The following is a 12,424-nucleotide window of genomic DNA, read 5'->3' on the forward strand; positions in this document are numbered from 1 at the left end:
GAACCAATCGAGACCGGATCAACTCCCCATGTGTTAAGGTACCAATTCACACTTTATTGATGATCAAGCGCCGATCGAGAATTACGTCCGTACTCTTGTAATATTGGTTCCGGTCGATTACCGTGATCGGTCGGAATCGGTGACGGTGACGAATATGTTCGCTTACGGCGAACTTTTTATATAATATTCAATCATCTCATCCGGGGACGGACCTCCCCAAACAATCGATCGGTCTACCTGTGCCGCGACGCATTCGAAGCCGATAGGCCTGACCGAGACGGCCCCTTCGGTTGTTTACTCGTTACCGGGCAGGGGCTCATCGGCCGCGAACGCCTCTAGGACATTGCCAGTTATCCGAGCAACATCGTTGTCGAAGCCGTTCACCGGCAGGCTGCCAAGCCAGGCCATCGATCCGGTGGAAAAGACGGCGCCGCCGCCGGTTCGAAAGTACACCATGTCGGCCCGGACGGCAGCCGACGTAGGTCCATCGAGGAACGGTTTTGGCGACTGGTTTTCGTCGATGAGCCGCCGGGCGTACACCGAATGTCCCTCCGAGGAGGCAAGTACAAACGCGTCCTCAGGGGAGCCGAGCGTCCGGTCGTACCGGTCCATCTCTTGCCCTGCGGCAGCACCAGTGATGAACCCGTCTCGGCCGAACGTTTCGGCGTCGACCCCGTCAAAGATGAACTCCACATCCTCGTGGTAACTGTCCTCGAGCCGACGATAGTAGCCACCACTCGGTTCCCACTGGGCGCTGAATCCGACGCCGGTTAACTTCTGTGGGTGTCGATCTCGTGACCACCACATCCCGCCTTTTTCGCCGTTGAAGGCGTGATGTATCTCGCCCGCTTGCCCCGTCCAGATCATGTTTGTCTGCGGGCGACGAACCTCGAGGATCGGTTTTCCGTCGGGGTGGAACTCGGCGGCATGATAGAAGCCGTTTCCGCCGAGGTAGAGCAAGCGACCACCGGTTTGGGTGTAGTCGGCGATCGAATCCAGCATCCGTTCAGAGCAGTACTCCGGATGGGAACCGGTGACGACGGCGTTGTACGGTTCCAACAGGTCCTGCCCGTGTTCGTCCAGTTGATCGTCGGTGATAACGTCGTACTCGAAACCACGATGTTCGAGCCACGCGATGAGATACAGGTCCTGAGCGAACGCCTGGAGATTACTCGGCGGTGCATGTCCCCAGATGAACGAAGGCGAGACGTTGATCAGCGGTCGGAGTCTCGAGGAGTACATGCAGCCGTGTCCGTCGGTGTGCAGGTCGTACAGCGAGTTTCCGTACTCCGGATGGGCGTCGAGGAAAACGCTCGATTCGTCTAGGATCGGTGCCATCCCGATCGCGTTCTCGCCGCCCCCGCCGTCGTCGGCAAACCGGTAGTTCGCGTACGCGAGATACGTCGCTGTTGGTGCCAGGACGGCGATGGGGGCCGTCCCGGTCGCTGGTTCCGGGGTGACAAAAAAGGGCACGTAGTACTCGTCGGTATTCGTCTGGAGTTTTACTGCGTACACGCCGCTGTTGAACCCCTCCGGGATGGTCCACTCGAAATCGACGTCCCAGTCGGCGTCGACCAGGTCATCGTCGTGAAAGTGAATCGCGCCGAACTGGTCCGGATCGCGAGCGAAGTCCTCCGTCTCACCGGTCCACGTAACTCCTGGAACTCCTCGGGTGGGCATCTGTACCGCCTGGCCGTGGTGTCCATTCGGCCCGACATCGACAATCAGATCGTACTCGTCAATACCGCCATCGGAGAGCCCCGAAGCAAAGTTCCAGGCGGCGACGAGTCCGTCGGTCGGCCCCTCCCGGTCCGGCTCCATTCCCGTCCGTATCGTCGATGGCTCAAGGACCCTATCATACACACGCGGACGTTCAATCCTACCGTTGAACCGACCTTCGGCAGTGTGGTGGCTCGTCGACAGCGACGTGCCGGCAATGCGGACCGGAGTGTCGGTTACGGTCGCGATTGCTGCTCCGTCCAGCTGCCGAGTCTCCGTTTGCTCTGTCCCCGTGCGGAGCGTCGGGTGTGGTGGTCCGTCGATCGGCACCTGCCAGACTCCCAGCCGCCCGTCTTCACCATCGAAGGTCGCCGCGAGGGCGTACCAGTTGTCCGCTTCGAGCGCCGTCCCGGTCGAAACGGCGACGCTTTCGCCATTGTTCTGGAGTCCCACCCGAAACGCCGCCGACCCGTCCGCGTCGATGTGCAGGTCGTAACCGGTTTGCGTTCGTTCATCCCACTTCGAGAGCAGGCTCTGGTGGCCCGCGTCTGGTGTCGTCGGGTTGATGAACGTAAGGAGCGTACAACCGTCGATAAGATCGAACGCGGGGTTGTGGGGTATCTCGACGTACGATCCGGCGTGTATCTCCTGAGTCTGGCCGGGATAGGTCCCCGATATTGATGTCTCGATGGTATGCTCTTCGGTAGGTGGCGCGTCCGGATTAGGATCGCCGTGAACGAGTCGGACGACCTCAGCGTGGTAGCTTGTGGGCACACAGTTAACCATGAACTCGATGGTCTCCCCCGGCCACACGGCCCATCGGTTACAGTAGCCGGTCACGTGCTTCTCGCCGAACGCGCGGTCATCGACGGACGTCATCGGTTACCCTCCTTGGAGTAGTCGGCTCCGAATCGTTCTCGGAACGCGTTGATTCGCTTTCGAAAGATGGCGTGTTCGGCCTCCGCCTGGCTATCGTAACGCTCATCGAGCAATTCGATCGATCCGTTGGCGTCCCGCTTTGCGAGCGTCCACTCTACGTGGGGATCGGTTGCCACGATGAAATACTCCAAGTCGGTCGTTCGCCGCAGAAACCACAGTACGCGGTGTAGATCGTCGCTATACCCGTCGAAGGGGCTCTCGCGGTGTTCAGTGATTAACTCCTCGCTGATCAACGGGAGTATTTCCTCGCTCGCGATCCGTCGTCTGTGGTAGTCGGTCAATGCAGCGTTTGTCATTGGCATGGTATCCCACCGAACGAACTGTCGGTACACCCTCCAACGAAGGCATTCGGTATAAACCTGATCCGATTTGCCCATCCGTGGTCCAGATTGGCCGACCGCTCTCCCCTGTTTCTCCATAATGAACTTTATATGGGTTAGTCCACATAACTCCACTATGCGACGCCAGAGCGACTCACCATCCCTGCAAACCGTCGACAACTGCTTCGATATCATTGAGGCCTTAAAAGAACTGGACGGCGCTCGGGTTACGGAGGTGGCTGATCACGTGGGTTTATCAAAGAGCTCGGTACACAAGCACCTGATCACGTTGAAACGTCGGGGCTACGTGACGATGGAAAGCGACGAATATTATGTTTCGTTACGATTTTCGAATCTGGCGGAGTACGCGAAGTACCGGACAGCTTCGCGGCGGAAGCTGTTTCAATTCTCGAAATCACTGCCGGAGTTCGCCGGATTACAGGTCGGTGTAATCATCGAGGAAAACGGTCGAGGCAGCTACTTGAAGCCCGAATTAGACGAGAACCCCTTTACGGGTCCGCAAGCCGGTTCTCGAGTATACTTACACGGGACCGCGGCTGGGAAGGCGATACTTGCGACGCTCCCCGAAGAAACCGTCGATAGGATCGTGGACATCTGGGGGCTGCCGCAGTTGACTTCCCAGACGATCACGGACCGTGAGACACTGCGAGCGGAACTGAAGTCAATACGCTCCAATGAGTTTGCGTTCAACAACGGGGAAAATAATGAGGGCATCCGCGCTATCGGCACCGCCATCACCGACTCCAATGACACAACTCTGGGGGCAATTTCGGTAGGCGGTCCCCAGTATCGCATCGACGACACCTGGTTCGAGGAAGAACTCCCGTATGACCTTCTCGATCGGGTAGAGGAGTTCGAACGGGAGTTATAACGACCGGGAGCGACTGGGAAACCGAATCAGTCGGATACCGTTTCTGCCTCGAGCGGTCCGTCGTCGAACGAGGCGATGGTCCGGGACAAGACGGTCGTTGCGATTGCGATCGATCGTTCATCGACGTCGAACGTTGGCGTGTGATGGCCGGCAGGGTTGTCGGCACCGACGCCGACGTAGGTAGCCTGACCACCCTGTTTCTGGACGGCCTCAATCAGGTGGGTGACGTCCTCACTCCAGAGGGGAGAGTCGATCGTTTCGAACCGATCGACGACGGACGTTCGGGCGGCGGCGGCCCTCACTCGCTGTGCAAGCGGACCGTCACAGGTCGCACTTGGCGTTCCGGGACTGAACGAGACGTCGACCGTACAGCCGTGCATCGACGCTGCTGCCTCGAGACGATCGATCACGGCGGTCTCGATAGCATCGGTGCCGGCGCTGGTTTCGGCGCGGAACTCGCCGGTTATCACCGCCCGTTCGGGAACGACGTTTGAGGCCGTACCGCCGTCGATTGTGCCGACGTTGATGCGGGTGGCGCCATCGGATCGGCGAGGAATTGACTCGAGTGCGGATGCAGCCGTACTCGCCGCCTGTATCGCGCTCCGTCCGTCCTCGGGTGCGAGTGCCGGGTGTGCTGACTGTCCACGAAACGTCGCCTCGAAGCTCGTTATCGAGAGAAAGGTGTCGATCCGAGGTACCACGGTGCCGGTTTCTAGCCCGAGACCGACGTGGGTCCCCAGGAAGTACTCGACGTCGTCGAGACGACCGCCGGACACGAGTGATCTGGCACCGTCACCGCGTTCCTCGGCTGGTTGGAAAAAAACCTTCAGCGTGCCACCGAACTCGCTCGATACGAGTCGTCGGACGACGCCGACCCCGATGGCCGCGTGTGCGTCGTGCCCGCAGGCGTGCATGTACCCATCGTTCGTCGATCGAAACCCCTTCGCCGCCGGTCGATGATCCGACGCGGTCGACTCCGACACAGGCAATGCGTCAATGTCGACGCGAAGCCCGACAACCGGCCCGGAACCGCCCTTGACGGTGGCCATCGCACCTGGTATGTCGTCTACGATCGGTGCTAGGGAATCTGGGTCAACGTCCGTCGCTTCGGCCCGTTTGATCCAGTCCGCTCGTCGCTCGGGATCAGGATCGGCCGTAATCCGGTCGGTGTCGAAGACCGCGGAACCGGTCGCAACCGAGTCGACCTCAACGGCTCGCAACGCTTCGACGATCCTTGCCGTCGTGTAGAATTCGCACCAGGCGGGTTCCGGGTGACGATGTAACGCTCGTCGCAATCGACGGAGTCGGTCCGCTACCAACGAATCGCTCATATACGGTAGTCGGAGCCCGATGTAATATATCGTTCGCCTGTCGCCGGATGGGTACCGTCGAGAAAACTCCTCACGCGACGGGTTGGTCAGGACTCGAACTGGCTCGTGACCGCACTGGAGAAGGCGTCGATGGCCTCGTCGATATCGCTTTCGTCGATGCAAAACGGTGGCGCGACCATGAGCTGAAACGACGGTTTTCCGGGACCGAACATGACGTTGTGTTCGGCAGCCGCGGTCCGCAGTACCCCCTTGACCGGATCATCTCCCTCCTCGTACCGGTTATCGAAGAATGGCTCTCCGGTTTCTGGATCGGTGAACTCGACTGCCCAGTGGAGGCCACGACCCCGAACGTCACCCACGACATCGTGGTCCGTTTCGAGTTCCCGCAGGCGGCGTTCGAGGTAGGGACTTAACTCTTGTACTCGGTCGAGGTAGTGACGATCGTACTCTTCGACCGCGGCCACGCCGGCCGCGCAGCTGACGGGATGACCGCCCCACGTCTGGCCGATGTCGATGCCGTCGTCGTCGATTTCGGTCGCGATGTCGTCGTTCACCATCACGCCGGCGAGGGGCGCATACGATCCCGTTACTCCCTTGGCAAAGGTCAGTATGTCCGGTTCGACACCTTCGGTCTGAATGCCAAACCAGTCACCACACCGGCCAAACCCGGTCATTACCTCGTCGACGATCAGCAGGATGTCGTAGCGATCACAGATCTCCCGCAGGCGCTCGAAGTATCCCTCCGGGGCGGTAAATGCACCGCTCGATCCGCCGATCGGCTCGGTAAGAATGCCAGCGATCGAATCCGGTCCTTCGTTTTTGATAACGTACTCGACGTGGTCGGCAGCTTGCTCCGCGAGTTCGGCCTCCGAGTCGGCGTTGAAGGGCGACCGATAGGAGATCGGCGGGAGAAAGTGTGCACGTCCGGTCGTATCGGCGTACTGGCTGAGAGCGTTTTTCGTCACCGGATCGGTTGTTAGCGTCCCCGCCCCGTAGGTCGAGCCGTGATAGCTGCGATAACGGGTGAGGATTTTGTGACTATCGGAGACGGACCGCGCGATATGCGCCGCGGCCTCGTTCGCGTCGCTGCCGGAGATCGAAAAGAAAACATCAGTCAGTGAATCGGGAGCGATATCGAGCAGACGGTTCGCGAGTTCGTCGCGGGTATCGTTTTGCTGTGCCGAAGCGACGTACGGCACGCGGTGTAACTGTTCGTTCATCGCCTCGATGACGGCCTGGTTGTCGTGACCCAGGTTCGTACAGATGAGTTGGGAACAGAAATCGAGGTACTCGTTCCCCGACTCGTCGTACACGCGAGCGCCCTCGGCCTCGGTGATCGTCATCGCCGATCGCTCTGGGGAGTGCCAGTGCGGTATCGCCGGAAACGATGAACTCGCCTCACTGGAATCAATTGTCTGTTTCGACATATCTTGAGTGTTATGCCGTAGCATAATATAGATTGTGTTGAATTGTGGTCACATCTTCCCCGATCGTCGTTCGATCGACTGCCGATTGCGTTCGTTTTCCTTCTTTCGCCGATCATCAAGTGATGTCACGGCACTGGATGTGATGTTCGTCGTATTGAACCTGTATCATCCGTTGACCGAGGTGACGAATCACTCGCAAAAGTTTTTATTCCCCCGTTTCACATGTGGGAACGTGGAAATGCCTACACAGGAGCAGCTACCCGACAGTACGGATATCGTCATCATCGGGGGTGGAATCATGGGAACTAGCGCCAGTTTCTTTCTCACGCAGCGAACGGACAAGGACGTCCTTCTCCTCGAAAAAGACGCAATAGCGTCGGGGGCAACCGGTAACTCCTCGGCAATCCTGCGCCACCACTACGACGACTCGGAGGTATACGCGGAAAGTGCCTGGTGGAGCCACGAGTTCTACCGAGAGTTCGAACAGCGCGTCGCCGAACCGTTATCGATGGCGAGCGCCCCGCTCGTCAAGTTCGCCCGAGAGGACACCGCACGGGCCGAAGCGGTCAGTGCCGGCTACGACGTGTTATCGAATCTCGACATCCCCGTCACCTGGCACGATCGATCATCGATCGAATCCCGATTCCCCATGTACGATACAGACGACGTAGCTTTCGGAGTGAGCGACGATACGGCAGGTTACTCGGACGGTACGGACGCTGCGTCCGGGTTCGCCCGGAGCGCCAGGCGAAATGGTGCAACGGTACTGACCGACGTTGGCGTCACCGACATTCGAGTCGAAGACGGCGCCGTCGTGGGAGTCGAAACCAACAACGGAGCGGTAGCCTGCGAGGACGTTCTCATCGTGGCGGGTGGCTGGTCACCGGCGATAGCCTCAACGGTCGGCGTCGACGTGCCGCTTACGCGGACTCGTGAGCGGGTGTTCTTGCTCGACCCACCCGAAGAATTCAAAGAACACCACCTCGATGACCTGGCGACGGGCAAACCGCCGGGCATGGATGATTGGTACGTCCGCCAGGACTTCGGCGAAGGTGTTCTCGTCGCCACTCACCACTCCATGGACCACCCGGTCGACGACCCGGATAAGCCACTCGACGATCCCGACGAGGAAGATTTGCTACAATTGATCGACAGCCTCGAAGCTACCATTCCAGGCCTCGCCGACGCCGGTATCGTCGGGAAGTACAGCGGGATATACTCGAACACCCCGGATCACGACTTCATCATCGATCAAACCGGCCCGTCTGGTTGTTATATCGCGTGTGGGTTTTCCGGGCATGGCTTCAAACACGCCCCTTCAGTCGGACGCATCGTGACAGACCTCATCACCGAGGGATCGACTGACTTCCTCGACATCAAACCGTTCTCGATCGATCGGTTCGAAGAATGAGTCTCGAGGGCGAGACGGTTCTGGTCGATCGGGTCACCGTCTAGCCGACGGATCGACGGTTCCAGTTTCCTTGACGTGTCGAACGATCGCGTTCCCCTCGTACGTTTCGAGCGACCCGATAACGTCTGCGACCGACTGGAGGCTGTCGGGCTGGAGGTACTCGATGAACTTCAGACCAGCCTCGTGTAGATACTCCGTCGGTGCAGCGGTACACTCCTCGGGAACGCGGACCGCGTAATCGCGCTGGTGTGCCCCGTGGGCCGTGTAGTGCACACAGATGTTTGTCATGATGCCAGTGACGATCACCGTATCGATGTCGTACGTCTCGAGAATATACTCGAGGTCCGTCCGGAAAAATAGGTCGTAGCGTCGTTTGGTTACCTCGTATTCGGCCGGACGGGAGACCGGATCGTCGACGTCCATGGCCGAGGCGAGGGAGACACCCTCCGAGTTTTCGAGTGCGTGTATCGGTTCGCTGCAGAGGAACTCGGCCCCGTAATCGGCCAGATCTGGTCGGTGTTGTTCTTTCCCCCAGATGATAGGTACGTCCGCGTTTCGTGCCGCTTCGACCAGGTCGTTCGTGTATTCGGCGACCCGATCCAATCCGCCATCGACGGACGTCGCGGTACAGGCCATCGGGGCGTCGGAATCGGCATTGAACGCCCCACATTGCATATCCACGACGAGTAACGCCGGATCCGAACCGGCCGGATCGGTCGTATCTGGTATCATGCATACAGGTGCGCGTTGGAAACCCATAAAACGATTCCGGTACTCTCCACCGTCGACCCGAACCGACGCGCTATCCGACGACCCGCTCCCAGAACTCGAGGAAGTTACCGCCGAGGAATCGATCGATCGTCGCCTCGTCGTATCCACGGTCCGCGAAACTCTCGCGGATAACGGGCCACTCTTCGTAGGATCGAAATTCCTCGAATCCCTCGTCGAATCGGTCGGGCGTCAACGGCTCGTAATCCGGCGTCTTCTGTCGCATGTTCGCCGTTTCACGATAGAACGCCGCAATCGCGGACCGAACCGGCCACGGAACGTCCGGCGTCGTCGACCACCAGTCGGTTGCGATACCGATCCGGTCGGGACCGACGATCGATTTAGCGTGCTCGAAGTGTTCGAACACCGCATCGAGAGTGGGTTCGTCGTACAGTGTCGGATAGGCAAGTATCCCGACATAGCCGTCGGCCGCTGCCAGGTGTTCGAGTTCAACGTCGGTTTTCGCCCGTGGCGAGGAGTCAAGCGCTGCACAGTGGACATGCGTGAACGCGACCGGATCCTCGCTCACATCGATCGCGTCGATCGTCGTCTCGCGGTTACAGTGTGAGAGATCGACGATGCCGCCGTAGTCGTTCAACCGGTCCACGACGGCGTGACCGTGGGTCGACAGCGCCGATCCTGAGTCGTCCGTACACCCTGCCCCGATGCTGTTCTGAGTGTTATACGTCAACTGGAATATCCGGATCCCCGCATCGAACAGCGCGTCCACACGATCCAGTTGCCCGTCGGTGAACGATCCGAGGTCCTGAACGTTGAGAATCATCCCGACGTCTCCCGCGTCGGATACGGATCGGGCGCCAGCCGGCGCGGTCACCTTCTCCATCCACTCGAGGGCACTGAACCGCGCCTCCCATCGGGCGAGATCACGGTAGACTCCTTCGACGAACGACAGTCGTGGGTCGGTACTCCAGACCGTCGGACTGAGGAGGTCGACCGTAGATCGCTCGTATATCGATCGCACCTCGTCACGATATGCGTCGTCCGTACGAAGGTGTGAGATCTGTGCGTCGAGCATCGCGTCCCACGCCACAGCGTCGCCGATTCGACCGCTCGTTGCCGTCTCGATCGCTGCCTCGATCTCGCTGGTCGTCTGCGGTGGAACACCCGTGGGCACGTAATCGAACGTCGGGGACGATCCCGCCATGCTCCCGAGGTCACGCCGCTCTCATTTAGGTGTTTCCCACCGGCTGATTAGTCGAGCGCAGCGGCGAGCTTACGGGGCGTTTTACACCCACCTCCCGTGTTGATTACGACGACATCGTCATCCTCGGTAAACTCGCCGTCCTCGGCCAGTGCTATCGTGCCGGCGAGGGCGACAGCCGATTCGATGGACATCTCGACTCCATCGGTACGAGCGACCTCGAGTGCTGCATCGAGGGCCGCCTCGTCCGGGACGGCGACGCCGTAGCCGCCCGAGCGTCGGACTCGTTCGATGACGAGGGCTGACGACTTGGGATTTGGTATCTCGATTCCTTTAGCGATCGACTCTGGATTAGACCAGGGCGTGTGTTCGTCGGCCCCGGCCTCGAGGGCACGGACGATAGGTGCTGCCCCGTCGCTCTGGGAGACGGTCATCGCCGGCGGAGACGAGTCCTCGAGCCATCCGAGCTCGTCCAGTTCCCGGTACCCTTTCCACAGCCCGAGCAATCCAGTGCCACTACCGGTCGGGTACACAACGTGGTCCGGCATCGTCCAATCGAGGGCGGAGGCGATTTCGAAGGTCATCGTCTTCATACCGTCGTGTTTATGCGGTGTCTGATACGTGCTAACTGAGTGCAATCCCTGCTCTTTGGCCTCTTCGAAGGCGGCCGAGGCCTCGCTGATATCTCCCTCGAGGAGGTGCAAGGTCGCACCGTGCAACTTGACCAGATCCTTTTTCAACTGATCCGCCTGATCGCTCATAAACACTTCACAGTCGATACCAGCCCGTGCGGAGTAGAAACTGGCGGACTGTCCGTCGTTACCTGCCGACGGGATGCCGACCGCCCCGACGTCGTGAGCGTTCGCGACGGAGATTGCTGCGGACTGGCCGCGGTCCTTGAAGGTGTTCGTCGGGTTCTGACCCTCGTCTTTGAGAAATAACCGGCCGACACCGATCCGGTTGGCGAGACGCGGACAATTGACCAGTGGAGTCCCGCCCTCGCCGGCAGAGACGATGTCCGCCGAGTTCTCGACGCCAAGCAGTTCACCGAACTGCCACATCGATCCACACCGTCGGTTCCAGTCGGACCGATCGACCGCCACGTCGTCGTATCGATACTTCGGGTCGAGAATGCCGCCACACGACGGACAGGGATACGAGGTCAACGTCGGATCGAACTCACTCTTGCAGGAGAAACACCTGTATCCGTCGAAGACGCTCACGAACGGTTCCATAATGCGTATGATTGGCCCGGTGCCCTAATAGTTTCTTCCCGCGGCGTCGGCGCTGTCGAACTTACCGTCGACGGACGTACACAGAGATGTGAGTTATGTTATCGTCCGCGAATTCGAATCCGATACAAAAGTTCGCCTCGAACCGACCGGTGTCGGGCAACTGTCCCCACGTGTGCCCCTCGGCGAAGCTTACCTCGTCTGTGTGGACGTACCGATCGATTTCATGGACGGTGTCGCTGGCGTTGCGCTCGGTCTCGTAGAATCGTTCGACTTCCTCGAGGCCCTCGAAATCGCCGACCAGTGACGTATACTTCACGTCGTCGGCCAGGTGCGGTCGGAGCAGTTCGAAATCGTCCTCGTCTAACGCGTCCATGTAGCGATCGATCAGTTTCTCTCGGCTTTCGACCATAGACCATATTCTATGGTAGGCCCCTTGGTTTTATAGTATCCGGTGAGATTGCGTGCAAACATTTAATTAGAATGTGATAGCAGTTCAACCCATGTTGCAGGAAACAGCGGATGCTCGTATCGTCGATTTGAGTACGCCGATCGAGGAGCGAATGGCCGTTTACTCCTCGATACCTGATCCGGAAATCGAGCGGGTTTTGACGGCCGCGGCTGATGGCGTCACGTCGCATCATTTGACGATTTCGACGCACATCGGGACTCACATCGACGCCCCCGCGCACATCATCCCCGGTGGCAAGATGATCGACGACTATCCCATATCGAAGTTCATGGGACGAGGGATCGCCCTGGATATGAGCTATCTCGACCCCCTCACAGAGATCACGCGCGAAGATCTCGAAGCCTTCGATGACGAGATAGAGGATGGCGACGTCGTTATGTGCCACACCGGCTGGAGCAACAAGCGCGATATTACCGACGAATACCTGTTCGAGTATCCGTACTTCGACGAGAGCGCCGGATTGTACTTCCAGGAGCGAAACGCCAAGGCCGTCGGTATCGATTCACTGTCGGTTGGCGGGTTCGACGAATCGGTCCCGAATCAGGACGCGACTGCTAAGACCCCGACGGAGGTCAGTCACATGCGATTGCTGGAAGACGACATCATCCCCATCGAGGTCGTCAATAACCTAGACGATCTGTTGGCTGGGGCCGATTCACAGCGGGCTTTCTTCTTCTATCCGCCGTTGAACGTCGCACACGTCGAGGGGGGTCCGGCCCGAGCGGTCGCTATCGTCGAGAACTGAACCCGA

11 protein-coding genes are annotated in these 12,424 nt (G+C 59.3%); 3 read left to right on the forward strand and 8 right to left on the reverse strand.

Annotation, left to right across the window (positions count from 1 at the left end):
* Positions 1–294: 294 nt before the first annotated feature.
* Together EA473_RS12190 and EA473_RS12195 are read right to left on the reverse strand one after the other, a co-directional pair.
* Positions 295–2,598: a N,N-dimethylformamidase beta subunit family domain-containing protein gene (locus EA473_RS12190; protein WP_124195936.1), complete on the reverse strand. Its 2,304-nt coding sequence runs from the start codon at positions 2,596–2,598 to the stop codon at positions 295–297.
* Complete coding sequence (locus EA473_RS12195; RefSeq protein ID WP_124195937.1) at positions 2,595–2,960, reverse strand: hypothetical protein; 366 nt, start codon at positions 2,958–2,960, stop codon at positions 2,595–2,597. The genes EA473_RS12190 and EA473_RS12195 overlap by 4 nt, the downstream gene beginning before the upstream one ends.
* A 154-nt stretch (positions 2,961–3,114) precedes the next feature.
* Between EA473_RS12195 and EA473_RS12200 the strand changes: the two genes are divergently transcribed.
* On the forward strand, positions 3,115–3,870 hold the full coding sequence (locus EA473_RS12200; RefSeq protein WP_165875274.1) for an IclR family transcriptional regulator: 756 nt from the start codon (positions 3,115–3,117) through the stop codon (positions 3,868–3,870).
* A 26-nt stretch (positions 3,871–3,896) separates the two neighbouring features.
* On the opposite strand, the gene EA473_RS12205 is transcribed toward EA473_RS12200, so the two are convergent.
* Positions 3,897–5,201, reverse strand: coding sequence for an amidohydrolase (locus EA473_RS12205; RefSeq protein ID WP_124195939.1), 1,305 nt, complete (start codon positions 5,199–5,201; stop codon positions 3,897–3,899).
* Positions 5,202–5,287: 86 nt separating this feature from the next.
* On the reverse strand, positions 5,288–6,628 hold the full coding sequence (locus tag EA473_RS12210) for an aminotransferase family protein (RefSeq protein WP_124195940.1): 1,341 nt from the start codon (positions 6,626–6,628) through the stop codon (positions 5,288–5,290).
* A gap of 238 nt (positions 6,629–6,866) precedes the next feature.
* Between EA473_RS12210 and EA473_RS12215 the strand changes: the two genes are divergently transcribed.
* Positions 6,867–8,039 (forward strand): NAD(P)/FAD-dependent oxidoreductase, encoded by a 1,173-nt coding sequence (locus tag EA473_RS12215; RefSeq protein ID WP_124195941.1) that lies wholly within the window; start codon positions 6,867–6,869, stop codon positions 8,037–8,039.
* Between the two features lie 33 nt (positions 8,040–8,072).
* Here the strand turns inward: EA473_RS12215 and EA473_RS12220 are convergent, their stop codons facing one another.
* The 4 genes from EA473_RS12220 to EA473_RS12235 form a co-directional block, all read right to left on the reverse strand.
* Complete coding sequence (locus EA473_RS12220; protein ID WP_165875275.1) at positions 8,073–8,771, reverse strand: cysteine hydrolase family protein; 699 nt, start codon at positions 8,769–8,771, stop codon at positions 8,073–8,075.
* A gap of 70 nt (positions 8,772–8,841) precedes the next feature.
* A complete protein-coding gene (locus EA473_RS12225; RefSeq protein ID WP_124195943.1) occupies positions 8,842–9,972 on the reverse strand; it encodes a dipeptidase in 1,131 nt (376 codons plus the stop codon).
* A 47-nt stretch (positions 9,973–10,019) separates the two neighbouring features.
* On the reverse strand, positions 10,020–11,204 hold the full coding sequence (locus tag EA473_RS12230; protein ID WP_124195944.1) for a threonine synthase: 1,185 nt from the start codon (positions 11,202–11,204) through the stop codon (positions 10,020–10,022).
* Positions 11,205–11,265: 61 nt separating this feature from the next.
* Positions 11,266–11,613, reverse strand: a complete 348-nt coding sequence (locus EA473_RS12235) for a nuclear transport factor 2 family protein (protein WP_124195945.1) — start codon at positions 11,611–11,613, stop codon at positions 11,266–11,268.
* Between the two features lie 91 nt (positions 11,614–11,704).
* Between EA473_RS12235 and EA473_RS12240 the strand changes: the two genes are divergently transcribed.
* Positions 11,705–12,418 carry a cyclase family protein gene (locus tag EA473_RS12240; protein ID WP_124195946.1) on the forward strand — a complete coding sequence of 238 codons (714 nt, stop codon included), beginning with the start codon at positions 11,705–11,707 and terminating at the stop codon, positions 12,416–12,418.
* The last annotated feature ends 6 nt before the right edge of the window (positions 12,419–12,424 follow it).

This window comes from Natrarchaeobius chitinivorans (genome assembly GCF_003841505.1).
GTDB lineage: Archaea > Halobacteriota > Halobacteria > Halobacteriales > Natrialbaceae > Natrarchaeobius > Natrarchaeobius chitinivorans.